The following is a 25860-nucleotide window of genomic DNA, read 5'->3' as shown; positions in this document are numbered from 1 at the left end:
ACGGTCGTGTCCGATTTCCGCTAGCGCATGCCCGCGGGGGCTGCCACGCTGGACGGCATGGACCTCGACTTCGACCGCTGCTACCGCGCCGTCTCGTCGCGGGACGTGCGCTTCGACGGGCAGTTCTACACCGCCGTCCGCACCACCGGCATCTACTGCCGGCCGTCGTGTCCCGCGATCACACCGAAACCGGGAAACGTGACGTTCGTTCCCACCGCGGCAGCAGCGCAGCAGGCCGGATACCGGGCCTGCCGCCGCTGCCTGCCGGACGCATCGCCCGGCTCGCCCGAGTGGAACGTCCGCTCCGACCTGGCCGCGCGCGCGATGCGCCTGATCCGCGACGGCGCCGTCGAGCGCGGCGGCGTGGCGGGACTGTCCGAGTCGCTCGGGTACTCGACACGCCAGCTCACCCGCACCCTCACCACCGAACTCGGCGCCGGGCCGCTGGCCCTCGCCCGCGCCCATCGCGCACACACCGCCCGAACACTGATCGAGACGACAGCGATGCCGATGGGCGACATCGCCTTCGCCGCCGGCTTCGCGAGCATCCGGCAGTTCAACGACACCGTCCGGGAGGTGTTCGCCACGACGCCGTCCGAGTTGCGTAGTGGGGCCGCACGCCGAGGCGCTCCGGCACCGTCCGGCGCGGGCACCGTGTCACTGCGACTCCCCCACCGCGCACCGCTCGACCGGGCCTGGCTGGCCTGGTTCCTGTCCGCCCATGCCGTACCCGGGCTCGAGCACTGGGAGGACGGCACCTACAGCCGGACGCTCCGGCTCCCACACGGACCCGGCACCGCGACCGTCCGCTTCGACGGAACCCACGCTCTCGCCACCCTGACCCTGCACGACATGCGCGACCTCGCGACCGCCGTCTCCCGGCTGCGACACCTGCTCGACCTCGACGCCGACCCGGAAGCCGTCGACGGCGCACTGCGCGCCGACCCGACGCTGGCGTCCGCGGTGTCCGCCGCGCCGGGGATCCGCGTCCCGGGATGCGTCGACGGCGACGAACTGCTGCTCCGCACCATGATCGGACAGCAGGTCTCGGTCGGGGCGGCCGCGACCCACACCGCCAGGCTGGTCGCCGCCCTCGGCGAGCCCGTCACCGCCCCCGGTGACATGCACCTGACGCACCTCTTCCCCGACGCCGCGACCGTCGCGGAGCGAGGCCGCGAGGTGCTCACCGGCCCAGCCGCCCGCGTCAACGCGGTCGTCGGTGTCGCGGCCGCCCTGGCCGACGGATCGCTGACCCTGCACGCCGGCCGGACGTCGGCCGACCTTCGCTCGGACCTGCTCTCCCACAGGGGAATCGGACCGTGGACAGCCGACTACGTGGCGATGCGAACACTGCCCGACCCGGACGTGCTGCTCGACACCGACCTCGTCGCGGTCCGCGGCGCCCGACTGCTCGGCCTGGACCTCGCCGACTCCGACCACTGGTCGCCCTGGCGGTCCTATGTCTCCGTGCATCTGTGGCGTGTCGCACTCGCGGCGCGCGAAACCCACTCCCTCACATCCGATCAGGAGGATCCCGCATGACCGCGTACCACTGCACCGTCGACACCCCGCTCGGCCCGTTCAGCGCCGTCGTCGACGCCGACGGGGCCGTCCTCGCCAGCGGGTGGACGCCTCATGCCGACACCCTGGTGCCGCTGATCCACCCGACACTGCGGCCGGCCGCCCTCGACGTCCGCTCCGATCTGGGCGACGTGACGCGGGCGATCACCGCGTACCACGCGGGTGACCTGGCCGCCATCGACCCGATTCCCGTGACACAACATTCGGGACCGTTCCTCGAAACAGCGTGGGAGGTGCTGCGGAAGGTGCCCGCGGGCGAGCCGATCACCTACACGGAGTTCGCGTCGCTGTCGGGCCGGCCCGCCGCTATTCGTGGCGCGGCGTCGGCCTGCGCGCGCAACGCGGCCGCCCTGTTCGTGCCCTGCCACCGGGTCCTCCGGGTCGGCGGCGCACTCGGCGGATTCCGGTGGGGTTTGCCGGTGAAACGCTGGCTCCTCTCCCACGAGGACTCCGCCCGGTAGATTCGCTCCGGAGTGCCACGCCAGGAAGGGACCGCCTGTGACCGCAACACCACCGAACACCCCACCGACACGACGCCGACGATTCGCCGACCGCGGCGAGGTGATCGGCGTCGGCGGCCTGTGGCTGGCGAAATGGTCGCTGTGCCTGGTCGCCATCGCCGCGGGCGCCTGGGTGGTGTGGGAGGTGCTGGGCGAACTGTGGGTGGTGGTGCTGCCGGTCCTGCTCGCGCTCGTCGTCTCGACCGTACTGTGGCCCCCGACGCGCGAACTGACCAACCGCGGTGTTCCCCCGGCCGCCGCGGCCGGTATCACCATCGCCGGATTCTTCGCCGTCCTCTCCGGAATCATCGCGCTGATCGTCCCGTCGGTGGTGGACCAGGCACCGCAGATCGCCGACAAGGCCACCGAGGGCCTGCACCAGGTGCAGGACTGGTTGCAGGGCCCGCCGGTGAACCTGCGCGACGACCAGATCGACTCCGCGATCAATGCGATCACCTCGAAGCTGCAGTCCAGCGCCCAGTCCATCGCGACCGGCGTGTTCTCCGGCGTCAGCGCGGCCGGCTCGATACTCATCGCGACCTTCCTGGTACTGGTCCTCGCGTTCTTCTTCATCAAGGACGGCCCACGGTTCATGCCGTGGTTGCACTCGGTCAGCGGCGGCCGCGCCGGCCGTCACTTCGAGGCCGTCTCCCTTCGTGTCTGGGACACCCTCGGCGGATTCATCCGCACCCAGGCACTCGTCAGCTTCGTGGACGCGTTCTTCATCGGTCTCGGCCTGGTGATCCTCGGGGTTCCGTTGGCCCCGGTGCTCGCCGTCCTCACGTTCCTGGGCGGCTTCATCCCCATCGTCGGTGCCTTCGTCGCGGGCGCGCTCGCCGTGCTCGTCGCACTGGTGACGAAGGGCTGGACGACGGCCCTCATCATCCTCATCATCGTGCTCGCGGTTCAGCAGCTCGAAGGCAATGTCCTGCAGCCGGTTCTGCAGTCGCGGTCCATGAAGTTGCACGCCGCCGTCGTGCTGCTCGCGGTCACCGCGGGTAGCTCCCTGTTCGGCATCGTGGGCGCCTTCCTTGCGGTCCCCGTCGCCGCCTGCGCTGCCGTGGTGATCCGCTACATCGGCGAGCAGATCGACCGGCAACTCGAGGAACCGAGACCGGAGAACTCCGAGGGGCCGCCACCGAACGTGCCGTCCCCCGAGGTGCCGACCCCCCCGGGGACTACTGCGGTCGACACCCGGCCGACCGACCCGAACCCGGAGACCTCCTGACCGCACGGCCGTCCCCGGCGTCCGGGGCGGCATCGTCGGCACAAGCCATCCGCCGACGTGCCGATCTCGTCAGTCGGATCCGTCGCCCGTCTCGACCGGGTTCGACGGGTCCGAAGACCACTGCGACCACGATCCCGGGAACACGGCGACGTTCAGGCCTGCATGTGCCGCCGCAGCGGCGACAACCGACGCGGTCACGCCGGACCCGCAGTAGGCGCCAACCGTCGCGGCCTTGTCCGCGCCGACCTCGGCGAACAGTGTCGTCAGCTCCGGAACATCCGCGAAGGTGCCGTCCGAACGCAGGACGGCGACTGAGGGAAGGTTGACGGCGCCGGGAATGTGGCCGGCGACGGCGTCCACCGGCTCGACCTCACCGCGGAACCGTTCGGGAGCCCGCGCGTCGAGGAGTACTCCGTCGTCCGCCAGCGTCGCGGCCGCCTCGGTGGTGAGGGTCGGCAGTGCGCCGGCGTAGAGATCGTCGTACCGGACCGTGACCGTGCCCTCCGCCACCGCGGCGGCCTCGCCGGTCTCCGTGCTGCCGTGCGCCGCGAGCCAGGCGGGCCAGCCGCCGTCGAGGATCCGGACGTCGGCCAGTCCGGCCGTCCGCAACACCCACCAGGCCCGCGCGGAACCGGCGCGGTTCCAGTCGTCGTACACGACGACGGTGTCGCCGTCGTTCACTCCCCAGCGCCGCAACGCGGCCTGGAGGTCGGCGCCGGTGGGCAGGGGATGCCTGCCGCGCCCGGACACGCCGTGGTCGCTCAGCTCGGATTCGAGATCCACGTACAGGGCGCCCGGAACGTGCCCGGCCGCGAACGCAGCGCGCCCGTCCGGTTCCGCGAGGGACCATCGGACGTCGAGCACGACGACGCGAGTGTCGGAGTCGAGCAGTTCCGCGAGTTCGGAGGCGGATACGAGTGTCATCGAAGTTCCTGTCGGTACGGACGGTCAGATGGCTTTGCCGGGGTTGAGGATTCCCGCCGGATCGAACACTGTCTTGAGCGAATGCTGGACGCCGAGGCCGACGTCACCGAGTTCGTCGGACAGCCACGGACGTTTGAGAACTCCGACGCCGTGTTCACCCGTCAGTGTCCCACCGAGCCGCAGCGCGAGCGCGAACACGTCACCCACGGCAGTCTGGACCGGTTCCGGGATCGGCTCGGTCGGCCCGGCACCGGCCACGACGATGGGATGCAGATTGCCGTCCCCGGCGTGAGCGAAGGTGAAGATCTTCACCCCCGTGCGATCGGAGATCTCCGCGATGCCGTCGACCGCGTCCGACAGCCGCGTTCGCGGGACGGCGATGTCCTCTATGAGGACCCGGCCGAGGCGTTCGATGGACGGCAGCGCGAGTCGCCGAACCTGCAGCAGCTTCTCGGCTTCCGCGTCGTCCGCCGCCGACTCCACCCGCGTCGCCGTCCGGCACAGGATGCCGCGGATCAGTTCCATCTCCCGCTCGGCGCCGACGCCGTCGGTCTGCACGAGCAGGAACGCGCCCCCGGCTGCGCCGAGCGATGTTCCGTGCGCGTCGTCGATCGCGATCAACGTCGCATGATCGAGCAGTTCCAGGGTGGACGGAGTGAGTCCGGCCCGCAGCAACGCGGCGACCGCGTCCGCGGCGTCGGTGACGGTGGCGAAGGCGGCGGTGACGGTCTGCGTGCCGACGGGACGCGGGGTGAGACGGACGGTCGCCTCCACGACGACGCCCAACGTGCCCTCGGAGCCGACGAACAGCCCGGTGAGGTCGTAACCGGTGACACCCTTGGCCGTTGCCCGGCCGGTGCGGAGTCGCCTGCCGTCACCCAGCACGACGTCGAGGGCGAGTACGGCGTCACGGGTGACGCCGTACTTGACGCACCGCAGGCCCCCGGCATTCGTGGCGATGTTGCCGCCGATGGTGGAGATCGCGGCACTCGCGGGGTCGGGTGCGTAGCGAAGTCCGTGGACGGCCGCGGCGGCGTCGAGGTCCGCGGTGATCACGCCGGGTTCGACGCGAGCGGTGCCGTTGCCGGGGTCCACCTCCAGGATCCGGTTCATACCCGAGACGTCGAGGACGATCTCCCCGGTACCGGCGACCGCTCCCCCGGACAGCCCGGTTCCGGCACCGCGCGTCACCACGGGGGTGGCCGTGCGGCTCGCATGTGTCACGGTCGCGACGACGTCGTCGACCGTGACGGCGCGGACCACGAGGTCGGGGACGCCAGCCGGAATCAGGCCCGAGCGATCGGTGCTCGCCGCCACGAGATCGGCCGGACTCGTGGACGAATCCGTCACCGCTGCAGCGAGTTCGGCGACACGGTCGGGCGGTGCGGTGGCGGTCATCGCCCGGACGCGTCCCGCACGATCACCGGCAGCGTGGCGCCGAGGCGAAGCCGCTCGAGGAACAGCACCACGGTCGCGGCGACCGATCGGTGGGTGACGTCGTTGAGGATGTCGTGGCGTCCGTCCTCGATCACCGCGACGGTGACCTGCGGCAGCGCGCTGTACCGCTCCAGCACTTCGTCGAGCGGGCTGATCTCGTCGGCGCTTCCGTGCACGGCAAGGACCGGGACGCCGGGTGCGGCCAGCACCAGATCGGCGGCCTCGATCGCGTCGCCGACGGAGAAGATGCCCCGGGCGGCAGACCGCAACACTCCCTGGTGGGTGGGGCACCCTGTGCGGAGTTCGATCTCGGCTTCCCAGGACCTCTCCGGCAGGTCCGCCCCGACCGGCAGCCCCGCGACGATCGCGGCGGCGACGCCGTCTGGCACCACGGCGGCCGAGGACAAGGCGCGCAGCGCACCGGTATCGGACCCGACCACGACGACGGGCGCGACTGCCCATTCGTCCGCGACCAGCGCGCGGAGCTGTGCGACGGCGTCGGCCTCGTCGCTTGCCTCCAGAACGGTGACGCGGTAGGCGTCGGCGGAGATGCGGGCAGCGAAACGGCGGTACACGTCGGCCGATTCACCGCGACCGGGGAACACGGCGAGGGTGCCGCGTGGGTTGAGTCCGGCGGGTTCCTCCCAGCGGACGGCGGTGCGATCTGCGACGGTGGTGGTCACGAGTGTGCCTTTCGGTGAGCGGTGGAGGCGAGAGCGATGACATCGGCGGCCGTGCGGGTGCCCGGCTTCTCGCCCGCGGACTCGGAGGCGCCGAGCACCGACTGGATCGCCGCGTTGAACGGGACCGAGACGCCGTGCAGACGTCCGAGGAGAACGATTTCGCCGTTGAGGTAGTCGATTTCCGAGGAGGCGCCGCGCGCGAAGCTCTGCCACGTGGACTGCTGCCCGGGCAGGATCCCCGAGTCGGGGGCGACCCTGAACGTCGACAGGTCCTCGGTGCGCTCGGCCGCCGTGTCCGCGACCGCGACACCCGCAGCGGTGAGCACGGCATGTGTTTCCGCGACGAGTTCCGTTTCGACGTGGGACTTCTCGTCGTCGGTCCCGGCCAGGACCTCGACGGCGTTGCGCACGTTGTGGACGATCTTCGCGGCCTTCCAGCGGACGACGTCGTCGGCGATCTGGACGATGTACTCGGCGGACCGCAGGTCCTGTGCGATGCGGGTCGGTCCGTCGTCCGTGCCGGCCGGGAATCGACCGATGGTCAGGACACCGACCGGGCCTGCAGCACCGGACACCACCTCGCCGATCACCGTGAACCGGGCCGGAGTCAGCAACGAGGCGCCGTACACCTCGGCGAAGCGGCGCAGGGCGATGCGCTCGGCGTCGAGGCCGTTCTGCAGCGTGACGACCGGCAGCGTCGACGCGGTCCGTCCGGTCCCGCCGGTGATCGGCTGCCACGCCCACTCGCGGACCGCTGCGTCGAGGTCCTGCACCTTCGTCGTGAAGATCAGGACGTCGTCCTCGGTGAGGGCCACCTGGTCCGGCGCGGCGGCGGTGGCGAGCGGGATCGTGGTCGCGGTACCGCGGCGATGGTAGGTCAGCCCGTGCTCGGCGATGTGCGCGATCTGCCTGCCGCGTCCGACGAGAACGTATGGGATGCCGTGCTGTTCGAACTGGGCTGCCAGCGTTGCGCCCACAGCGCCCGCGCCGACGACGACATAGCGTGTCATGACTTCTCCGATGTGAGGGTGTTCGAGGACGGACCGATCGAGGCCTTCGCCTGCCGGCCCAGGAAGGACGTCACGGTGTCCTCCTGCGGGAAGTGGACCCGGGACGAGTACACGTCGCGCAGGTGCCGTTCGAGCGGGTTGGAACGGCTGAGTCCGGGATTCCCGATGAGACCGACCATTCGCTCGACCGCCCCGACCGCTGCGCGGTTGGCGACGGTCTTGGCACTCCACGCCACCTCCTTCGGCACGGCCTCGCCCCGGTCGGCCTGCTCCGCGAGGGCCCTCAGCAGAGCCACGCTCGCCGTCAGTTCGACGTCGATCTCGCCGAGCGCGGCCTCGAAGCGCGGGAGCTCGAGCAGCGAGGTACCGAGGTTCGCGGGACGCCTGGAATCGAGGAACCCGATGAACCAGCGCCGCGCGGCGCTCGCGACGCCGAGGTAGATCGCGGGCAGGGTGGTTCCCGGCCCGAGGTTCTGGTCCTGCGGTCGCCGGTTCGCCAACTCCTGCAGACCGAAGGCGTGACCTTCCGGAACGAAGACCCCGTCGAACTGCACCCCGTGACTTCCGGTCGCCCGCATTCCGGTGTTGTCCCACGTGTCGTCGACGTCGATGCCGTCCGATCGGGCGTCGACGGCGAAGGACCCCACCCTCGGCTCCGGTTCGTCGGTGGTGGCGAGCACGATCATCCAACGCAGACCCGCCGCGCCGGTTGAGTAGATCTTGTGGCCGGTGACGCGCCAGCCGCCGGGCACCCGCCGCGCGGTCGTCGCCGGCGCACCGCCACGCGACGGCGTGCCGAGCGCCGGCTCCACCTGCAGCGCGTTCAGCAGCGTCGGCTCGGTGGCCGAGTCGGCGAGGACGCTGCGGTACAGCTCGGCGGGGAACGCGTCCTCGGTGGCCTGCCTGGTGTGAAAGGCCAGGGTCATGGCCGTGATCAGCGCCACCGACGGATCGCCCTCACCGAGTGCGAGCATCAGGTCGAACGTGCCGGCGTGCCCGAGTTCGACTCCGCCGTGACGTCGCCCGACGGTCGACGTCAGGATGCCCGCGTCGTGCAACACGGTGATGCTGTCCGACGGGAACAGTCCGGTGCGGTCGTGGTCGGCCGCGTGCTCCGCGAGCGCGGCGGTGACGGCGGGCAGCACCGCCGGGTCGTAGGCGCGTGGTGGGGACGCGACGGTCACGAGATCACCTTTCGAGGATGGCGGGTTCCGGGTACTGCGGCGAGCAGTGCACGGGTGTAGTCGACGGCAGGGGTGGCGTAGACGCGGTCGGCCGTCCCGGCTTCGACGACGCGCCCGCGACGCATCACGACGATGTCGTCGCTGACCTGCCGGATGACTGCGAGGTCGTGGGAGATGAACATGTAGCTGACCCCGAGTTCCGCCTGGACGCGGACGAGGAGGTCGAGGATCTGTGCCTGTACCGACACGTCGAGTGCCGAGACGGCCTCGTCGAGCACCACCAGCGCGGGTTTCGTGGCCAGTGCCCGCGCGATCGCCACCCGCTGACGCTGCCCGCCCGACATCTCGGTCGGCAGGCGATCGGCGAACGAGGTCGGCAGACCCACCAGGTCCAGGAGCTCCGACACCCGTCCCCGCCGGGAGGCCCGGTTCCCGATCCCGAAGGCCCGTAGCGGCTCCGCGAGGGTGCGCTCGATCGTGAACCGCGGATCGAGTGACGCGTACGGGTTCTGGTACACCATCTGCACGTGACGGCGGAAATCCCGCAGCTCGCGGCCTCGCAGCCCGGTGACGTCGCGGCCGTCGAACTCGACGGTCCCGTCGTCGGGGTCGGTCAGCCGCGTCACGATCCGCGCGAGAGAGGATTTGCCGGAGCCGGATTCACCGACGACACCGAGGGTTCCGCCGCGGGGCACGGCGATGCTGACGTCGTGCACCGCGTGCACCTCACCGCCGGAACCACTGTCCCGGAAGATCTTCTGTACGTCGGACGCGACGAGGATCGCGCGGCTGTGTGCCGCCGATCCCGGTGAGTCCGGCTCGGGAGGGCGCGAGGCCGCGGTGTTCACCACCAGCCGCCCGCCGGACACATCCGGGACCGCGGACAGCAGCCGGCGGGTGTAGGGCTCGGCCGGGTCGGTGAGCACCCGGTCCGGGGTGCCCGCCTCGACGACGCGGCCCGACTCGAGTACCACGATGCGGTCTGACCGGTCCCCGGCGACACCGATGTCGTGGGTGATGAGCAGGATCGCGACGCCGAGTTCCCGGCGCAACTCGTCCACGTGATCGAGGATCTGCTTCTGGATCGTCACGTCGAGCGCGCTGGTCGGCTCGTCGGCGACGATGAGCTCCGGCTCGTTGGCGAGTGCGTTCGCGATCAGTGCGCGCTGCTTCATCCCGCCGGAGAGCTGGTGTGGATACTGGCGGGCCCGGAACTCGGGGCGGTCGATGCCGACCTTGCCGAGAAGCTCGACCACTCGATGCCGGACTGCCTCCTTCGGGATCCGGCCGCTGTGGAGGGTGATCGACTGGGCGATCTGGTCGCCGATCCGGCGGGTCGGGTTCAGGGAGACGGTCGGATCCTGGGGTACGAACCCGATGCGGGCTCCGCGCACACTGCGCCACCGCTTGTCGCGCAGGCCGGTCAGTTCCGTCCCGTCGAACCGGATGCTGCCACCGGTCACCTCGGCGCGCTCCCCGAGGAGCCCGAGGATCGCGTGCGCGGTAGTGCTCTTGCCGGACCCGGATTCACCCACGATCGAGACGAGTTCTCCTGCAGCGACCTCGAATCCGACCCCGGAGACAGCGTGGAAGCTCTCCCGGCGCGAGACCCTGTAGTGCACGTCGAGGTCGGACACGGTGAGGAGCGGGCGTGTTGTTCCGGTCATGGGTCACCGATCCTCGAGAAAGCGGGCGATGCGGTTCGCGGACAGGACGACGACGGCGATGACCAGACCGGGGAAGGTGGTCATCCACCACGCCGAGGCGAGATAGTCCCGGCCGTCCGAGACCAGCGCGCCCCACTCGGGTGTCGGTGGCTGCGCGCCGAACCCGAGAAACGACAGCGCGGACACGGAGAGGATCGCGGTGCCGAACTCCAGAGCGGTCAGCGCCAGAACCGGGCCGCGGGCATTCGGGAGCACGTGTGCGAACAGCGTGTACGACCAGTGTGAACCCGATGCCTTCGATGCCTCGATGTACGGCAGTGCGCCGATCTTCAGAGTCTCCGCACGCATCACCCGGGCGAAGCTGGCGATGTTCGCGATGCCGACGGCGATGGCGACGTTGATCGTGCCGAAGCCCAGCGCGGTGACCACAGCGAGTGAGAGCAGCAGTCCGGGAACGGCGAGCATCACCTCGATGAGGCGCATCAGCCAGTCCTCGACTCGGCCGCGCACGAAACCGGCGATCAGGCCGACGCCCGCGCCGACCACGATTCCGACGAGGACGGCGACCAACGTCGCCTGCAATGTCAGCGCGGCGCCGTGGACGACCCGCGCATACGTGTCGCGGCCGAGGTTGTCGGTGCCGAACCAGTGCTCGGCACTCGGCGGCGACAGTCGCTCGGCCGGAACACCGTTGATCGGGTCCGTCGACGTGAACGCCTCGGGGAAGAATCCCCACGCGATCACCAGGGCGATGACGGCGAAGGACAGCAGCAGTCCCGGCCGGCGGAACAGGCTGTACCAGAATCCGTCCCGAACGCGCCTGCGACCGGGATCGGTCCCGGCCGCCGACTCCGGTCCGGATGTCGCCTTCTCGGGGTCGACGAGGAGTGCGGTCATGACGCGATACCTTCCTGGGTCGACCTGACGGCGACGGTTCGCCTGTGCCGGATCTGTGTGCCGATGCGCGGATCCAGCAACGGGTACAGGATGTCGACGACGATGCCGATGACGACGAAGACGGCGGCGGCGAACGTGACCACCGCGAGAACGACGGGGATGTCCTGGGCGTTCACGGCTTCGTAGGTGATTCTCCCGACGCCCATGCGGGAGAACACCGTCTCCACGACCACCGAGCCGGCGAGAATGTTGCCGACGATCATGCCGATCATCGTGAGCAGCGGAAGGGACGCGTTGCGGACCGCGTCCGTCAACATCGCGTGCGCGCGGGACGCACCCTTGGCGCGCACGACCTCGATGTACGGCTCGTGCATGGTGGTCGCCAGGCTCTTGGCGAGGATCTGGGCGACGAAGGCAGCGGTCGGGATCGCCAGGGTCACGGCCGGCAGAACGAGTCCGTTCAGTCCCTTCCCACCGAGTGGGGGAAACCAGCCGAGTTCGAAGGCGAAGTACTGGACCAGCAGCAGTCCGACCCAGAACGACGGGAGCGAGACGCCCGCCGCGGGCAAGGACAGCAGCAGCTGCTGCAGTGCACGAGATCGGGTGAGCGTACTGGCGAGCGCGATCCCCGTCCCCAGCACGAGACCGAGCACCAGCGCCAGCGACCCGAGTGCCGCGGTCTGTGAGAGGGCGTCACCGATCAGGTCCACCACCGGACGGCCCGTCTGGATGGACGTTCCGAAGTCGCCCTGCACCGCGTGCCACAGTGCGTTCAGGTACTGGACGAGAGGTGGCTTGTCCATCCCGTGCTGGATGCGTAGCCGTTCGAGAGTCGCGTCGTCGACGGACGCGAACTCCGCCCCACTGCCCGAGAGCATCAGTTTGATCGGGTCACTGGGCAGGAGGTACAGGACGACGAACACGAGCGTGAACGCGGCCCAGAGCACGAACAGTCCCTGCAGCAGACGGCGTCCGAGGAAGGCGAGCCAGCCGCGTACTTCAGTCGAGTGCACCGGGCCGCGTGTCATCGCTTGTCTCCTCTCAGCCCTGAATCCACGTGTCGTACAGCGAGATCTGCGCGCCCGGTTCCCATGCCACACCATGGACCGTGCTGTCGTGCGCATGGGCGATCGACTGTTCGGCGAGGACGATGACGAGGGCGTGCTCGAGGATGTACTCGGCGGCCTTGTCCACGGCGGCCTGACGATCCGCGGCCACGGGAGCCGCGGCCTGAGCGTCCAGATAGGTCTCGAGCTCGGACGGCTGCAGGTGCAGCGGGTTGTTGCGTTTGGTCGAGAAGTGCATCGTCAGCGCGGCGGGGTCGGCGCGGGTGAAGCCGTACGGGACGAAGTCGTAGTCGCCGGTGTCGAGCGCGGCGAGCATCTCGGCGCGGGACACGTTCTTGATGACCAGTTCGACGCCGATCCGCTGGAGGTGCTGGGCGACGAGTTCGTACGCCGCGGTGCCACCGGACTGCCCGTTGACAAGGGTCACGCTGAGCCGCTGCCCGTCCTTCGCCCGGATTCCGTCGGATCCGACCTTCCAGCCGGCGTCGTCCAGCAGCTTCTCCGCCTCGTCCGGCGCGTACCGGATGTACTCGGAGAAGTCCGTGTAGTACGGCGTGGTCGACGAGAGGATGCTGGTGGCGACGTTGTTGCGCGGCAACAGGATCGTCGCCTTGTACTCCTCGCGATCGATGCCGAGCTGGATGGCCTTCCGGACCGCCTCGTCCTTCAGCACCGGTGACGCGTTGTTCGTCAGGTACTCGGACACCGTGCCGGGATTGTTGGTGGTGAGCAGGCCGAAGCCCGACGCCTCCAGGTTCTCCTCGTCCTGGGTCGGCACCTGATTGATGATGTCGACGTCACCCGAGCGGAGACTGCCGACCCGGACACTCGCCTCGGGGATCACCCGGAACACGACACTGTCCAGGTACGCCTCACCGGTGTGCGCGGCATTGGCGCTCGGCCAGTCGTAGCCGGCACGCTTGGTGAGCACGACCTCCTGCGTCGGGGTGTAGTGGTCGAGGACGAACGCGCCTGTTCCCACGATCTGGCCGAGGCACCGCTGCTCGGGCGGAAGCCGGTAGGTGGACGGCGACAGGATGCCCATGTTCACGGTCGAGAGTGCCTGCAGGAAACTCGCGTTCGGCACGTCGAACGTGACGCGGACCTGATCGGTGCCGGTCACCTCCGTGCCGACGTAGCCCTCGAGGTAGCTCGACGCGTTCACCGCACGGCCGCCGAGATCGCGGACCCCGTCCAGATACGACTTGACCGCGGCGGCGTCGAACGCCTCGCCGTTGCTGAAGGTGACTCCGGAACGGAGCGTGAAGTCGAAGGCGGTGGCGTTGTCGTTCACCACCCAGGACGTGGCGAGCCACGGCACGATCTCGCCGGTCTCCGGATCGGCGTCGACGAGCGAGTCCGCGACCTGCCGGACCATGTCCCGGGTCGCAGTGAGGTCGGTCTGGTTCGGGTCGACGCAGATCGGGTCGGCGGAGGTTCCGTAGACGAGGGTGCCACCGGAGACCGGGTCACCGGCGGCCGACACGTCGGTGGACGCGGAGCCGGAGGAGCATGCGCTCAGCACCACGGCCGCGAGTGCGGTCGTGGCGAGCCACCGTCCGGGACGTCGGATTGCAGACACTGCAGAAGGCCTTTCGGAGTGGGAGAAGTTGATCGGGAATGTCAGTGGTGGCCGAGGACGTTGTAGCGGAGCGTGTCGCCTGCGTACTCCGTCTGGAACAGTCCTCGTCGCTGGAGTTCGGGCACGAGGTGATCGGTGATCACGCGGTAGCCGCCGAAGTGCTGAGGTGAGATGACGACACCGTCGAGCGCGCGGGCCTCGAAGCGCTCCTGGATCTCGTCCGCGATCTGCTCGACGGAGCCGACCGGGTCCCAGTGCCCAGAGGCAGCGGCATTGTTGTGCTCGACCAGCTGACGCAGAGTGCGGTCGCCGGCGAGAACCCACCGCCGGTACAGCTCGTACCGCGATCGCCTGCCCTGGACGTCCTCGACGGCGGGCAGCCGGTCCAGCGGGATCGGGCGATCGGGGTCGAGGTCCGACAGGTCGACGCCGCCGAAACCTGTGCTCTCGAAGTTCTTTCGCATGACGTTCCAGTCCGCACCGGCGGCGAGCTCGGCGAGCCTGCCCGCCGTCTCACGCGCGTGCGCCTCTGTCCGTTCGATCACGGTGTACAGCCCGGGCAGGATCTTCACATCGTCCGGGTTGCGGCCGGCGGCGGCGACCCGTTCCTTGTAGTTCTTGTAGAACCGCATGCCCTCGTCGAGGTCCGGCTGTGAGGTGAAGATCGCGTCCGCATGCCTGGCACCGAAATCGACTCCTGCGGTGGAGGACCCGGCCTGAAACAGAAAGGGGACTCCCTGCGGGGACCGGTCGACGTTCAGCGGGCCCTCGACGCTGTAGTGCTCGGAGACGAAGTTGGTGCGGCGCACCTTGCCGGGATCGACGAACACCCCTGCTTCACGGTCGATCACGCGTGCGTCGGCGTCCCAGCTCTCCCACAGTGCCTTCACTGCGGAGACGTACTCCTCGGCACGCGCATAGCGTTCGTCGTGCGGGGGCAACGGGTCCGTGCCGAAGTTCCGCTCGCCCGCCGAGGACGTCACGATGTTCCAGCCTGCACGCCCCTTCGACAGGTGATCGAGTGAAGCGGTGATCCGCGCCAGGTTGAACGGCGCGTTGAACGTGGTGGACGCGGTCACGACGACACCGATTCTCGAGGTACGCGCCGCGAGTGCGGTCTGGAAGGTGAACGGCTCGAAGTGCCCGTTCGGCCGCTCCAGACCGGTTCCGACTCCGTCCGACAGGAACAGGGAGTGGATCTTCGCGGCCTCCGCGGCCTGCGCGATCTCCGAGTAGAGGTCCAGGTCGTAGAGCCGCTCCGCCGGGCTGTCGGGCAACCGCCATGCCTGGGAGTTCGTCCCGAGACCGAGGATCTGCAGGACGAGGACGAGAGATCTGTTGTCGGACATTGCGTTCGTTCACTTCGCTTTCGGCACTGATGGGCGGTGGTGACTCACACCGAGGTCGTCGCGAGCTCCTCGCGCAGGATCGGGAGCAGGTACTTGCCGTAGTCGACGACGTCGTTGAGGTTGTCGTAGCCGCGGATCGAGATGAGGTCGGCGCCGAGCTCGACGTAGTCGAGAATCGCCTGCGCCACCGTCTCCGGCGTTCCCACCAGCGCGGTGGACGCGCCCGATGCGTTGGTGGCGGTGGCGGTGGGGGTCCACAGCGCCCGGTCGTGGAGCTCCCCGGCCTTTGCGGCTTCGAGGAGGCGGCGCGACCCGACGTTCTCGGGTACGTTCCCCGCGCTCGCTGCCGTGTTGTTGCGTTGCAGTGCACCGAGGATCGTGTGCGCCTTCTCCCACGCCTTCTCCTCCGTCGCGGCGATGATGGGGCGGAAGGTCACCCAGATACGCGGCTTGTCGGCGCGGCCGGACAGTTCGGCCTGATCGTGGATCGAGGCGATCTGTTCCCGTGTCTGAGCGAGCGGCTCACCCCACAACCCGAAGATGTCCGCGGACGAACCGCCGACGCGGTACGCGTCCGCGGACGATCCACCGAGCGAAATGGGAATGGTGCCCGAAACAGGGCGCAGGTCCGCCACGAAGTCGTCGAACCGGTAGTGCTTTCCGGCATGGTTCCACGGCTCGGTTTCCGTCCACGCCCGGCGCAGGATCTCGATGAACTCGGCGGACCGCTCGTAACGCTCCGACTTGCTCAGGTAGTCGCCCTGCCGAGCCTGCTCGGCGTCGGTTCCGCCCGAGATGATGTGCACAACCGCTCGCCCCCGACTCAGATGATCGAGCGTGCTCAGCGCCTGAGCGGCAGCAACCGGATGGATGATGTTGGGACGCAGTGCGACAACGAGCTTGATGCGTTCGGTGAGTTGACTCAGGGCATCGGCGACACCGAATGCACTGAATCCCTTCGAGCCGTACGGCACCAGTGTGTAGTCGAAGCCGGCCTCCTCGAGTGCGCCCGCGTAGCGGCGCAGGAAGTCGACGTCGATGTCCGCGCCGGGCTTCGGGTACAGGTCCGACGAGTCGCGGACGTGCACCTGACTGATGAATTCGACAGGCATGTGTGTCTCCGTGTTCGCGAGCGCGACTGGGCGGCCCGCAGGTGCTGGCGATGGGGATCGACGCGCAGCGTGCCGAGGACTTGCAGGGTCTCGACCCGGTGCACCACGCGCGGAAATTTCAGTGGCAGTCGGTCGGGCAGCACCGGATGTCGGCCGCATCTGCGAACCCGCCGGCTTCCTTCGACTGCATGGGGACAACCATGCCGCCGGGGCAAGTGAGGTGTCAATCCAATCACCTCGTTGCGATCAACCTGATTTATAGTCCTGACACCGATGCGGACCTCGGCCACAGTGGGGAGTTCCGTCGTCGGCCCGATCGCGAGCGGATTCGCGACGGGGAGAGGCTGGGCACGTGAGAGGGGCGCGTTCTTGTTGAAGTCACCGGTTGTCGAGACGAAAGACCGACGTAGATCGGGATTTCCGTTCAGATCGGACCAGCTGTGCCTCGACTTCGTCGCCAGCGTCGCGAAGCGTGACATGGGCGATGTCGAACTCCTGAACACGGGTGACGATCTGCAGACCTGGCTGTACGTTGCCGGCCTGTCCCCGACGCTCGGGCCGGTCACCGGAGACCAACTCGGGTCGGCCCGACAGCTGCGTGAGGCCATCAACCACGTAACCCGCGCTCGCGTGGACGGCCACCGACCGGAGCCCGCATGCATCGACGTGATCAACCGCGCGGCAGTCTTCGGCCCCCCGCACCAGACATTGTCGATCGACGGCACCACCGCGGTGCCCGCGCCACCCGCTCCGGTCGAGCAGATCCTGTCGATCGTCGCCCGCGATGCCATCGACTTGTTCAGCGGCACCTTTCGTGACCGCGTGCGCCGCTGTCTGGGACACGACTGCTCCCTGTACTTCGTCGACAGGTCCCGTCGCGGGGGTCGCCGTTGGTGCTCCATGGCCGCATGTGGCGAGAAGGCGAGTTCGGCCAGCTACCGAGCGAGGCAGCGCGCCACCACTGGCAGCCCGGCGTAGACGAGCCCCGGGTCAGCCTGCGATCGCGTCGAGCGTCGACCCGTTCCGGCCGCGCAGTACGTGCAGCCGGCTCGGAATCCGCTGCCTCATCTCGTCGACGTGACTGACGATCCCGACCACCCGCCCGCCTTCGCGGAGCTCGTCGAGCACGCCCATCACCGCTTCGAGGGTGTCCGCGTCGAGCGTGCCGAACCCCTCGTCGATGAACATCGTGTCGAGGACGAGCCCACCGGACTCGGCGGCGACGACGTCGGCAAGACCCAACGCCAGCGCCAGCGAGGCCAGGAACGACTCACCGCCGGAGAGCGTCTTCGCGGACCGCACCACGCCCGTGTAGTCGTCGCGGATGTCGAGGCCGAGCCCACCGCGCTTCCCGCGCGGCCCGGCGCCGTCCTCGTGGACGAATTCGTAACGGCCACCGGACATCCGGCGAAGCCGGACGGACGCCGACAGTGCGACCTCCTCCAACCTCGCCGCGAGGACGTACGACCGCAGCGACATCTTCCGCGCGTTCTGACCGCGGCCGGCGACGACCTCCGCCAGCGCCGCGAGTTCCTCGAAGCGGCGCAGCGCGGGGCCGAGTGCCTCGACTTCGGCGTGCAGGGCGTCCGCGTAGTGCTCCACCTTCGCGGCGCGGTCGTCGGCGGCGGTCGCGATCCGCATCGCCTCGTCCCGCGACGCGGAGGCGAGGGCGTGTTCCGCTTCCGCCGCGGTGGTGTCCACGGGTTCGGCAGCGAGGGCGGCGGCCACGGCGGGATCGGCCAGCACCGCCTCCGCACGCACCCGGTCCTCGCGGGCCGCGGTGAGGACGGCGTCGATCTCGTCGACGCGTGCCTGCGTCCGAACGGCCGCGCGGGCATCGTCGAGGCTCGCGAATTCCGCGTCGGCGGCGGCAGACTCGGCGTGTGCGGCGGCGTCCACTGCTGCGGTCGCGGCGCGGGACGCCGATGCGCGCTGGTCGCGCAGCGTGTTCGCGGCAGTCGCGAGCGCGTCGATCCGGTCGCGGCGGGCGCGCAGGTCGGTCTCCGACCCGACGGCCAGTTCGATCTCGCGATCCAGCTCGGCGAGCCTCTCGGCGTCGCCGGCGATGCGCTGGTCGAGGGCCGCCAGGTCGGCGGACAACTCCTGCGCACGCGCCGCGAGTTCCTCGCCCTCGGCGCGCAGTCGTGACAGTGATTGCGCCACGGCAGGTTCTGCCTCCACGGCACCGCACGCCTCGGCGTGCGCCTGCTCAGCGGCGCTGAGCGCGGCGGCGAGGCTCTCGCGACCCCCGCCGCCGACCCGAGCGGAGAGTTCCCGCACCCGCTGCTCCACCTCGGCGAGTGCCGCGGCCGCGACCTCGGCGTCACGGGCGCGAGACTGTTCGGCGACCCGAGCCGTGTCCTCGTCCGCCTTGGTGACGGCGCCGTCCGCGGGCTGAGCGGGCGAGGGATGGTCCGCGGACCCGCACACCGGGCACGCGTCGTCCACGCCGAGACCGGCCGCCAGCTCCGCCGCCATGCCGGCGATCCGCTGCTCCCGCAGGTCCGCGAGTGACTCCCGCGCGTCGAGGTGCGCGCCCCGCGCCCGCTCGTTCCGTTCCGATGCGGCCGCGTGCAGGGCCATGATCCGGTCCAGTTCGTCTGCAGCCGCGACCTTCTCACGTGCGGCGTCGAGCAGGTCGGCGCGGTGCAGGACGGTCGCCGCAAGATCCCGCAGTCCACTCAGCCGGGCTTCGCACCGTTCGACCTCGGCAGGCAGGCCGCCCCGGCGATCAGCCACCACCCGAGCCGCGCCCGAGAGTTCGGCGTGCCTGGCGCAGGCCGAGTCGAGGTCGGCACGGGCCTGACGTCGAGTCGCGTCCCGACCGATGAGCTCGTCGAGCCGGGTGACGTCGGCGCCCCAGCCGCGCACCGCGTCGGCGAGGGTCGCGGCGTCGCCCTCCGCGTCGGGCCAGGAGACGCGCTGCAGCAGCGCGGCACCGTCGGGTTCGCGGGCGACGATCTGGGTGAGCTCGCCTACCCGGGTGAGTTCCCGTTCCAGCGCCCGCCGCGCGCGCTCCGCTGCACCGTCCGCGGCGGCGACCGCGACCGCGCGCACCGCGCGGTTGTGTTCCGCCGCAAGCTCGTCCCGCTGTTCGCGACCTTCGTCGATCTGCGAGAGTCGCACCCGAGCCTGGGCCGCGCGGTCCTGAAGCTGCTTCGTCTCCCGCGCCGACCGCAACGTCGCCTCGGCCCGGGCCGCGACCTGCTTCGCGGTCGCCAGCGAGGCAGCCGCCGCGTCCGCGGCCTCCCGTGAGTCCTCGACGAGCCTGCGCGACCACTCGACCGGGTCGGCGTCGGCGCCGGCCTCGATCCCGGCCGCCGCGGACACCTGCGCGGCCACCCGATCCACCGCGGCCCGCTTGCCGGACACCGCGGCCTCGTCGGCTCGACGGCGGGCAGCGAACCACTCCTCGACGGTCGCGAACCTGCCGGTGTCGAACAATCGCTCGAGCAGCTTCCCGCGGTCATCCGAGTCGGCGCGCAGGAAGCGCGCGAAATCGCCCTGCGGCAGCAGGACGACCTGGAAGAACTGGTCGGAGCTCATGCCGAGCAGTCGCCCCACGACTTCGCCGATGTCCTCGTGGCGCGTCAGATTCTCACCCGTGCCGTCCACCCATTCGAGGCTGGCCTTGGCCTTCTCCGTCGTCGTACCGGTGCCTCGCAGCTTGGGACGCTGGTACTCGGGACTGCGGGTCAACCGAAGCCGCCTGCCGCCGATGGTCGCCTCGAGCACGACCTTCGGCGGCGTGCCGGGCGCGGCATGATCGGACAGCAACCGCTTGCCGTCCTGCCGCGCCCCGGGCACGCGCCCGTACAGCGCGAACGCAACGGCGTCGAGGATCGTGGTCTTGCCCGCGCCCGTCTGCCCGTGCAGGAGGAACAGCCCGTCGGCACCCAGCTCGTCGAAATCGACTGCCACCGTGCCACCGAACGGGCCGAACGCCGTGACCTCCAGGTGGTGCAGCCTCACGCCACCGCCTCCCCGCGCCCGGCTGCCTCGCCGTCGGATTCACGCGCCGCGGCGCCCAGCGCCTGTTCCACCCAGCGCAGCTCGCTCGCGGTCGGTTCGGCCCGCACGTCGGTCAGGAAGCTCGTGACGATCTCCCGGTCCGTCCGGCCCCGGACCTTGTCGCGGTACTTCAGGTCGGTGTCACCCGCCGGGCGCGCCCATTCCAGGTGAACGAGGTGCGGGAACCGCTCCCGCAGGACCCGCATGGCGTCGACCGGGCGAACGGGATCGGTGAGCACGGCGGACACGTAGTCGCCGACTGCGGCCTCGAACGCATCGTCGCCGAGCAGTTCGTCGACGGTTCCGGAGACCTGGCTCAGGCCACGTACGACGGGCAGGTCGTGCCGGGTCACCCCCGCCAGCCCGTCGGCATCGAGGTCGACGATCCACACCGCCTTGCGATGGGTTCGCTCACCGAACGAGTAGGGCAGGGGCGAACCCGAGTACCGAACCCGGTCGGTCACCGTCTGCGGTGAATGCAGATGGCCGAGCGCCACGTAGTCGACGCCGTCGAAGGCCGACGCCGACACGGTCTCGACGCCACCCACCGAGATCGACCGCTCGGATCCCGTCGCCTCGGCCCCGACGACGAAGGCGTGCGCCAGGACGACCGACCGCACCGCGGCGCCCTGATCCGCGCGCTCGGACAGATCCGTACGGACGCGGGTCATCGCGGCGTCGAGGATGTCGGCGTGCGTACGCGCCGTCGGGACGCCGAGCTCGGCGCGGGTGGTGTCCGGCTCCAGGTAGGGAATGCCGTAGAACGCGACAGGTCCGTGCGCATCCGACAGGACGACCGGCGTCGCCACCTCGGACACCCTGGTCATAAGGTGCAGGCCACCGGCCGCGGCGAAGGCCGCGCCTGCTCCGAGGCGTGCGGGCGAGTCGTGGTTGCCGGAAGTGGCGACGATCACAGCGCCGGCGGCGCGGATCTCCTCGAACGCCCGGTTGCACACCGTCACCGCATCGGCGGAGGGAACCGCCCGGTCGTACACGTCGCCAGGGACCACGACGACGTCGACGCCCTCGTCCGCCACCAGCTGCGCCACCGCCTCCAGTGCCGCGGCCTGATCGGCCAGCAGGTCGACACCGTGGAACGTGCGGCCCACGTGCCAGTCGGAGGTGTGCAGGATTCGCATAGGGGCGACCGTAGACGAGGCCACCGACAACGCCCCGCGCCCCCGGCGGCGACACACCGCCGGGCCCCGGCAGCGACACACCGCCGGCCCCCGGCAATGCCCACCACCCGCCGCGTGTTGCGCGAGATCGTTCCCACAAACGGTCCCGCCAGCGCGGGATTCACGACCCGAACCGTTAATGTCTAGGCGTGTCTGGAACCCAACGCGCTCGATCCGGGGTGCCGCTCGCACGAAGGTCCGCGCTACCCACGATCCCGGGTGTGCCGGCCTGGGGCGCCGTCGCGATCGCGGCGGTGGCCATGCTCCTCGGGTTCCTCATCGACGCCGTCCGCGGCACCGAACTGACCTCCGCGTTCTCGGTCTTCTACTTTCTCGGCTGCCTCGCCGCCGTCCTCGCCGTCCGCAACCGAGGGCTGTTCACCGCGATGGTGCAGCCTCCGTTGCTGCTCGTCGTGGCCGTCCCACTGGCCTATCAGTTCTTCTCTCCCGGCGGCGCCGGGCTGAAGGACCTCGCGTTCAACGTCGCGATCCCGCTCGTGAACCGGTTCCCGTTGATGGCCCTGACCACCGCCACCGTCGTCGTGATCGGCGCGGCGCGCATGTACATCCGCAGGCAGGCCGGGGCCGTCGCCCGACAGGCCCGTAAGTCGGGATCCTCCCGACGCCCCGGCGCGTCCCAGTCGCGCCGCGACGACGCCGCACAGTCACGCCGCGACGACGCCGCACAGTCACGCCGCGACGACGCCGCACAGTCACGCCGCGACGACGTCACAGCGACCGGCACGCCCCTCGCCGAGACCGACCGTCCGGACACCCGGGTCGCCGAGCAGCAGGCCCGTCGCGCCGATGTGCCTCCGGGTCGTCCGGCGCACGCCCCGGGCAGCTTTCCCACCGGCCGTTACCCATCCCGGGCCCGGTACAGCGGACCGCCGGAAGAGGAAACCGCGACGTTCGATCGTCCGCAGCAGTCCGGCCGGTCGCCCCGGCCCGACGTGGACATGCGACCCGCTCGTCCTCAGCCGCAGGAGCCCCCGCGGCGGGAACCGCCCCGGCACGAGCCGCCGAGCCGGGAACTGCCTCGCTACGAGTCGATGCAGGATCGCTCCGCCCCCGGGTCCGCACCGCACCGCGCGCGACCGAACCTCGGTACCCCCGACGGGATGGGAACGGGACGGCCGCAGGGTCGGCACCGCGATCCAGAGACACCCTTGCACCCGATTCCCCAGGTGCGTTACCGGGACCGCGGCGAGCAGGACCCGCCCTCCCGCTACCGCTGAGTGGCGGCGGGCTTGCGCAGTTCGCGGGGCAGCGAGAACACCAGCGTCTCGTTGGCCGTCGTCACGGTCTGCACGTTCGCGAAGTCGTGCTCGGCGAGCAGGTCGATGACACCGCGAACGAGGATCTCGGGCACCGATGCGCCGGACGTGACACCGACGGTCCGGACGCCGTCCAGCCACGTCGGGTCGATCTCGCGGGCGTAGTCCACCAGGTACGACGCCTTGGCTCCGGCGCCGAGCGCGACCTCGACCAGCCGGACCGAGTTCGACGAGTTCCGCGAGCCCACCACGATCACGAGGTCGCACTCCGGCGCCATCGCCTTGACCGCGACCTGGCGGTTCTGCGTCGCGTAGCAGATGTCGTCGCTCGGCGGATCCTGCAGCTTGGGGAACTTCTCCCGCAGGCGCGCGACCGTGGCCATCGTCTCGTCGACGCTGAGCGTCGTCTGAGACAGCCAGATCACCTTGTTCTCGTCCCGGACGGTCACCGCGTCGACCGACTCCGGGCCGTCGACGAGCTGCACGTGGTCGGGCGCCTCGCCGGCCGTTCCCTCGACCTCCTCGTGGCCCTCGTGGCCGATCAGGAGGATGTCGAAGTCGTCGCGGGCGAAGCGCTTCGCCTCCTGGTGCACCTTCGTCACCAGCGGGCAGGTCGCGTCGATCGTGTGCAGGCTCCGCTCGGCAGCTGCCTCGTGCACCGCCGGGGACACGCCGTGCGCGGAGAACACCAGCACCGACCCCTCGGGCACCTCGTCCGTCTCGTCCACGAACACGACACCGCGCTCGGAGAGGGTGTCGACGACGTGCCGGTTGTGGACGATCTCCTTGCGCACGTAGATCGGCGCACCGTGCTTCTCGAGGGCACGCTCGACCGTCTCGACGGCGCGGTCGACGCCGGCGCAGTAGCCGCGGGGCTCGGCGAGCAGAACCCGCTTCCCGGTGGCCTCGGACGCGCCGGAGCCGGTGATTCCCAGATTGAGGGGCACAGCGGAAGTCATGGCTCCAGGGTACGGGGGCGCGCGCGGTGGGGTTCGGTCCGCGTCCCAGCTACCAAATACCCGCGTCGTAGTGCACGCTGGACACCATGTTCCGTCCTCCCTTCGCCGCCCGTGTGGCCGCCGGAATCGCAGTGACGCTCGTCGAAGAGGTGCAGAAACTCCCGTCTACGGCGCTGACGCTGCCGATGACCGCGGTCAGCCAGGTGCTGCAGACCGGTATGCACGTCCAGCAGACCGTGACCGCCCTGGCGATCAAGGGTGACGAGGCGCTCGCGGTCCTGTTCCCGCCGTCGGACGAACAGCCGTCGTGGGCGACCTTCGACGAGGACGACTCCGCACCTGAGGTCCGTGAGGAGCGCAGCACTCCCGTCGCGGCCGACCCCGTCGCACCGGCTGCGGACGGCGACAACGGCCACGCCGTCGCGGACGCCCCCACGAACAACGGGCGGTTCGAGCTGTACTCGACGGCACCCGCAACGGACGGCAAGGCACCGGCACCCGCGGCGGCGGCGACCGCCGACCGCCCGGAGATCGCCGACTACCTCGACTACGACAACCTCACCCTCGCGCAGCTGCGCGCGCGGCTGCGCAGCCTGTCGGTCGACGAGCTGACAGCGCTGCTCGACTACGAGGACGGCACCCGGGCGCGGGCACCGTTCCAGACGATGCTCGGCAACCGGATCACCGCCGCCACCGCCAAGTGACCGCGCCCGAATCCCAGGCACCCCGTCCGTCGGCGCAGACGTCGAACTCTGCCGAGAACCCGTGGCCGGTCCGCTCGGTGTCGACGAAGGTCGCGGCGTGGATCGACCGGCTCGGCAGCATCTGGGTCGAGGGTCAGATCACCCAGATCAACGTCCGACCCGGCACCCGGACCGCGTTCCTCGTCCTCCGCGATCCCGCCGCGGACATGTCGCTGTCGGTGACCTGCTCGCCGAACCTGATCCGGGACAGCCCGGTGCCGCTGACCGAGGGCAGCCGGGTGGTGATGTTCGGCAAGCTGTCGTTCTACACCGGGCGCGGATCGGTGTCGCTGCGTGTCACCGAGATCCGGCCGGTCGGGATCGGTGAGCTGCTCGCCCGGATCGAGCGGCTCCGTGGGCTTCTCGCCGCGGAGGGCCTGTTCGACCCGCGGCTCAAGCGGCCGCTTCCGTTCCTGCCCCGCACGGTCGGGCTGATCACCGGGCGCGCGAGCGCGGCCGAACGGGATGTGCTGAGCGTCGCCGGTCAACGCTGGCCCGCGGTGCACTTCGAGGTCCGGAACACGGCGGTGCAGGGCCCGACCGCGACCGCGCAGATCGTCGCGGCGCTGGCCGAGCTGGACGCCGACCCGCATGTCGAGGTCATCGTCCTCGCGCGTGGCGGCGGCAGCGTCGAGGACTTGCTGCCGTTCTCCGACGAGACCCTGTGCCGGGCGATCGCGGCCTGCACGACGCCGGTGGTCAGCGCCATCGGGCACGAACCCGACTCCCCGCTGTGCGATCTCGTGGCCGACGTCCGCGCCGCCACCCCGACCGATGCCGCGAAGCGGGTCGTTCCCGACGCCGTCGCCGAGCAGGCGCTGGTCGCCGAGTACCGGGCCCGCGGCGCGGCGGCGCTGCGGAACTGGGTGTCGCGGGAGGCGCGCTCGCTCGCCGACCTGCGGAGCAGGCCGGTGCTCGCCGATCCGCTGGCCGCGGTGGAGCGGCGCGCCGAGGACGTCACCCGTCTGAGGGAGGCGGCGCTGCGAGACATCCGTCGCCTGCTCGACGGGCAGGGAACCACCCTGGAGCATCTGTCGGCCCGGCTGACCACGCTGGGTCCGGCCGCGACCCTGGCCCGCGGCTACGCGGTGGTGCAGCGGGTGGTCGCGGGATCGGACCCGGAGGTGCTGCGGTCGGTGGACGACGCGCCGCCCGGCACACAGGTGCGGGTACGGGTCGCGGACGGTGCCGTGATCGCGGCGGTCATGGGCAGGGACAAGGCAGGAGAGCAGAAGTGAACGAACCGGTGTCCGAACTCGGATACGAGGCCGCGCGCGACCAGTTGGCCGAGGTCGTCAAGCTGTTGGAGCAGGGCGGGCTCGACCTCGATCACTCGCTGTCGCTGTGGGAGCGCGGCGAGGCACTGGCGAAGCGCTGCGAGGAACACCTGGCCGGTGCGCGGGCCCGGGTCGAGAACGCGCTCGCGCACGCCGACGACGAGCAGGGCTGATCGAGCAGAACCGAGCCGAAC

General features: G+C 70.3%; 23 protein-coding genes. 9 read left to right on the top strand and 14 right to left on the bottom strand.

Annotation, left to right across the window (positions count from 1 at the left end):
* Positions 1-57 precede the first annotated feature (57 nt).
* The 3 genes from ACFSJG_RS04335 to ACFSJG_RS04325 are packed head-to-tail and all read left to right on the top strand — an operon-like array spanning position 58 to position 3309.
* Positions 58-1542, top strand: a complete 1485-nt coding sequence (locus ACFSJG_RS04335; protein ID WP_378484251.1) for an AlkA N-terminal domain-containing protein — start codon at positions 58-60, stop codon at positions 1540-1542.
* The gene (locus ACFSJG_RS04330; protein WP_378483978.1) at positions 1539-2042 is read left to right on the top strand and encodes a methylated-DNA--[protein]-cysteine S-methyltransferase; all 504 of its coding nucleotides are present in this window, start codon (positions 1539-1541) and stop codon (positions 2040-2042) included. The genes ACFSJG_RS04335 and ACFSJG_RS04330 overlap by 4 nt, the downstream gene beginning before the upstream one ends.
* Positions 2043-2079: 37 nt before the next feature.
* Complete coding sequence (locus tag ACFSJG_RS04325; protein ID WP_378483977.1) at positions 2080-3309, top strand: AI-2E family transporter; 1230 nt, start codon at positions 2080-2082, stop codon at positions 3307-3309.
* Positions 3310-3378: 69 nt separating this feature from the next.
* Here the strand turns inward: ACFSJG_RS04325 and ACFSJG_RS04320 are convergent, their stop codons facing one another.
* From ACFSJG_RS04320 to ACFSJG_RS04270, 11 genes are read right to left on the bottom strand one after another with little or no spacing between them, the layout of a single operon-like run.
* Positions 3379-4233: a sulfurtransferase gene (locus ACFSJG_RS04320; protein WP_378483976.1), complete on the bottom strand. Its 855-nt coding sequence runs from the start codon at positions 4231-4233 to the stop codon at positions 3379-3381.
* Positions 4234-4257: 24 nt separating this feature from the next.
* Complete coding sequence (locus tag ACFSJG_RS04315; RefSeq protein ID WP_378483975.1) at positions 4258-5631, bottom strand: FAD-binding oxidoreductase; 1374 nt, start codon at positions 5629-5631, stop codon at positions 4258-4260.
* Positions 5628-6353 (bottom strand): alpha/beta hydrolase, encoded by a 726-nt coding sequence (locus tag ACFSJG_RS04310; protein WP_378483974.1) that lies wholly within the window; start codon positions 6351-6353, stop codon positions 5628-5630. The genes ACFSJG_RS04315 and ACFSJG_RS04310 overlap by 4 nt, the downstream gene beginning before the upstream one ends.
* Positions 6350-7363 (bottom strand): ketopantoate reductase family protein, encoded by a 1014-nt coding sequence (locus ACFSJG_RS04305; protein WP_378483973.1) that lies wholly within the window; start codon positions 7361-7363, stop codon positions 6350-6352. The genes ACFSJG_RS04310 and ACFSJG_RS04305 overlap by 4 nt, the downstream gene beginning before the upstream one ends.
* Complete coding sequence (locus ACFSJG_RS04300; protein ID WP_378483972.1) at positions 7360-8547, bottom strand: acyl-CoA dehydrogenase family protein; 1188 nt, start codon at positions 8545-8547, stop codon at positions 7360-7362. Before ACFSJG_RS04300 ends, ACFSJG_RS04305 begins: the two co-directional genes overlap by 4 nt.
* The gene (locus tag ACFSJG_RS04295; protein WP_378483971.1) at positions 8544-10214 is read right to left on the bottom strand and encodes a dipeptide ABC transporter ATP-binding protein; all 1671 of its coding nucleotides are present in this window, start codon (positions 10212-10214) and stop codon (positions 8544-8546) included. Before ACFSJG_RS04295 ends, ACFSJG_RS04300 begins: the two co-directional genes overlap by 4 nt.
* A 3-nt stretch (positions 10215-10217) precedes the next feature.
* Positions 10218-11111, bottom strand: a complete 894-nt coding sequence (locus tag ACFSJG_RS04290; RefSeq protein ID WP_378483970.1) for an ABC transporter permease — start codon at positions 11109-11111, stop codon at positions 10218-10220.
* Complete coding sequence (locus tag ACFSJG_RS04285) at positions 11108-12139, bottom strand: ABC transporter permease (RefSeq protein WP_378483969.1); 1032 nt, start codon at positions 12137-12139, stop codon at positions 11108-11110. The genes ACFSJG_RS04290 and ACFSJG_RS04285 overlap by 4 nt, the downstream gene beginning before the upstream one ends.
* Positions 12140-12152: 13 nt before the next feature.
* The gene (locus ACFSJG_RS04280) at positions 12153-13760 is read right to left on the bottom strand and encodes an ABC transporter substrate-binding protein (protein ID WP_378483968.1); all 1608 of its coding nucleotides are present in this window, start codon (positions 13758-13760) and stop codon (positions 12153-12155) included.
* 41 nt (positions 13761-13801) lie between these two features.
* Positions 13802-15109, bottom strand: coding sequence for an NtaA/DmoA family FMN-dependent monooxygenase (locus ACFSJG_RS04275; RefSeq protein ID WP_378483967.1), 1308 nt, complete (start codon positions 15107-15109; stop codon positions 13802-13804).
* Positions 15110-15153: 44 nt separating this feature from the next.
* Complete coding sequence (locus ACFSJG_RS04270) at positions 15154-16221, bottom strand: LLM class flavin-dependent oxidoreductase (RefSeq protein WP_378483966.1); 1068 nt, start codon at positions 16219-16221, stop codon at positions 15154-15156.
* 50 nt (positions 16222-16271) lie between these two features.
* Between ACFSJG_RS04270 and ACFSJG_RS04265 the strand changes: the two genes are divergently transcribed.
* Positions 16272-16577, top strand: coding sequence for a hypothetical protein (locus ACFSJG_RS04265; RefSeq protein ID WP_378484266.1), 306 nt, complete (start codon positions 16272-16274; stop codon positions 16575-16577).
* Positions 16495-17199: a CGNR zinc finger domain-containing protein gene (locus ACFSJG_RS04260; RefSeq protein ID WP_378483965.1), complete on the top strand. Its 705-nt coding sequence runs from the start codon at positions 16495-16497 to the stop codon at positions 17197-17199. Before ACFSJG_RS04265 ends, ACFSJG_RS04260 begins: the two co-directional genes overlap by 83 nt.
* A 12-nt stretch (positions 17200-17211) precedes the next feature.
* Here ACFSJG_RS04260 and ACFSJG_RS04255 read toward each other — a convergent pair whose 3' ends face one another.
* Both ACFSJG_RS04255 and ACFSJG_RS04250 read right to left on the bottom strand, forming a co-directional pair.
* Positions 17212-20193, bottom strand: coding sequence for an AAA family ATPase (locus tag ACFSJG_RS04255; protein ID WP_378483964.1), 2982 nt, complete (start codon positions 20191-20193; stop codon positions 17212-17214).
* Positions 20190-21371, bottom strand: coding sequence for a metallophosphoesterase family protein (locus ACFSJG_RS04250; RefSeq protein WP_378483963.1), 1182 nt, complete (start codon positions 21369-21371; stop codon positions 20190-20192). Before ACFSJG_RS04250 ends, ACFSJG_RS04255 begins: the two co-directional genes overlap by 4 nt.
* Positions 21372-21559: 188 nt before the next feature.
* On the opposite strand from ACFSJG_RS04250, the gene ACFSJG_RS04245 reads away from it, so the two are divergent.
* Complete coding sequence (locus tag ACFSJG_RS04245) at positions 21560-22648, top strand: DUF6542 domain-containing protein (RefSeq protein WP_378483962.1); 1089 nt, start codon at positions 21560-21562, stop codon at positions 22646-22648.
* Here ACFSJG_RS04245 and ACFSJG_RS04240 read toward each other — a convergent pair.
* On the bottom strand, positions 22639-23646 hold the full coding sequence (locus ACFSJG_RS04240) for a 4-hydroxy-3-methylbut-2-enyl diphosphate reductase (protein WP_378483961.1): 1008 nt from the start codon (positions 23644-23646) through the stop codon (positions 22639-22641). The genes ACFSJG_RS04245 and ACFSJG_RS04240 overlap by 10 nt on opposite strands.
* Before the next feature lie 86 nt (positions 23647-23732).
* On the opposite strand from ACFSJG_RS04240, the gene ACFSJG_RS04235 reads away from it, so the two are divergent.
* The 3 genes from ACFSJG_RS04235 to ACFSJG_RS04225 are packed head-to-tail and all read left to right on the top strand — an operon-like array spanning position 23733 to position 25839.
* Positions 23733-24350, top strand: coding sequence for a lipid droplet-associated protein (locus tag ACFSJG_RS04235; RefSeq protein ID WP_378483960.1), 618 nt, complete (start codon positions 23733-23735; stop codon positions 24348-24350).
* A complete protein-coding gene (xseA, locus tag ACFSJG_RS04230; RefSeq protein ID WP_378483959.1) occupies positions 24347-25627 on the top strand; it encodes an exodeoxyribonuclease VII large subunit in 1281 nt (426 codons plus the stop codon). The genes ACFSJG_RS04235 and xseA overlap by 4 nt, the downstream gene beginning before the upstream one ends.
* Positions 25624-25839: an exodeoxyribonuclease VII small subunit gene (locus ACFSJG_RS04225; protein WP_378483958.1), complete on the top strand. Its 216-nt coding sequence runs from the start codon at positions 25624-25626 to the stop codon at positions 25837-25839. Before xseA ends, ACFSJG_RS04225 begins: the two co-directional genes overlap by 4 nt.
* Positions 25840-25860: the final 21 nt, after the last annotated feature.

This window comes from Rhodococcus gannanensis (genome assembly GCF_042681175.1).
Lineage (GTDB): Bacteria > Actinomycetota > Actinomycetes > Mycobacteriales > Mycobacteriaceae > Rhodococcus_G > Rhodococcus_G gannanensis.
This window is presented reverse-complemented; position numbering and strand designations above follow the sequence as displayed.

Excerpts from the sequence above, each read along its gene's own strand:
- ACFSJG_RS04290 (WP_378483970.1), bottom strand. The coding sequence starts at position 11,111 with ATGACCGCACTCCTCGTCGACCCCGAGAAGGCGACATCCGGACCGGAG.
- ACFSJG_RS04335 (WP_378484251.1), top strand. The coding sequence starts at position 58 with ATGGACCTCGACTTCGACCGCTGCTACCGCGCCGTCTCGTCGCGGGAC.
- ACFSJG_RS04270 (WP_378483966.1), bottom strand. The coding sequence starts at position 16,221 with ATGCCTGTCGAATTCATCAGTCAGGTGCACGTCCGCGACTCGTCGGAC.
- ACFSJG_RS04305 (WP_378483973.1), bottom strand. The coding sequence starts at position 7,363 with ATGACACGCTATGTCGTCGTCGGCGCGGGCGCTGTGGGCGCAACGCTG.
- ACFSJG_RS04260 (WP_378483965.1), top strand. The coding sequence starts at position 16,495 with ATGCGGACCTCGGCCACAGTGGGGAGTTCCGTCGTCGGCCCGATCGCG.
- ACFSJG_RS04285 (WP_378483969.1), bottom strand. The coding sequence starts at position 12,139 with ATGACACGCGGCCCGGTGCACTCGACTGAAGTACGCGGCTGGCTCGCC.
- ACFSJG_RS04275 (WP_378483967.1), bottom strand. The coding sequence starts at position 15,109 with ATGTCCGACAACAGATCTCTCGTCCTCGTCCTGCAGATCCTCGGTCTC.
- ACFSJG_RS04320 (WP_378483976.1), bottom strand. The coding sequence starts at position 4,233 with ATGACACTCGTATCCGCCTCCGAACTCGCGGAACTGCTCGACTCCGAC.
- ACFSJG_RS04265 (WP_378484266.1), top strand. The coding sequence starts at position 16,272 with ATGGGGATCGACGCGCAGCGTGCCGAGGACTTGCAGGGTCTCGACCCG.
- ACFSJG_RS04250 (WP_378483963.1), bottom strand. The coding sequence starts at position 21,371 with ATGCGAATCCTGCACACCTCCGACTGGCACGTGGGCCGCACGTTCCAC.
- ACFSJG_RS04235 (WP_378483960.1), top strand. The coding sequence starts at position 23,733 with ATGTTCCGTCCTCCCTTCGCCGCCCGTGTGGCCGCCGGAATCGCAGTG.
- ACFSJG_RS04315 (WP_378483975.1), bottom strand. The coding sequence starts at position 5,631 with ATGACCGCCACCGCACCGCCCGACCGTGTCGCCGAACTCGCTGCAGCG.
- ACFSJG_RS04295 (WP_378483971.1), bottom strand. The coding sequence starts at position 10,214 with ATGACCGGAACAACACGCCCGCTCCTCACCGTGTCCGACCTCGACGTG.
- ACFSJG_RS04240 (WP_378483961.1), bottom strand. The coding sequence starts at position 23,646 with ATGACTTCCGCTGTGCCCCTCAATCTGGGAATCACCGGCTCCGGCGCG.
- ACFSJG_RS04330 (WP_378483978.1), top strand. The coding sequence starts at position 1,539 with ATGACCGCGTACCACTGCACCGTCGACACCCCGCTCGGCCCGTTCAGC.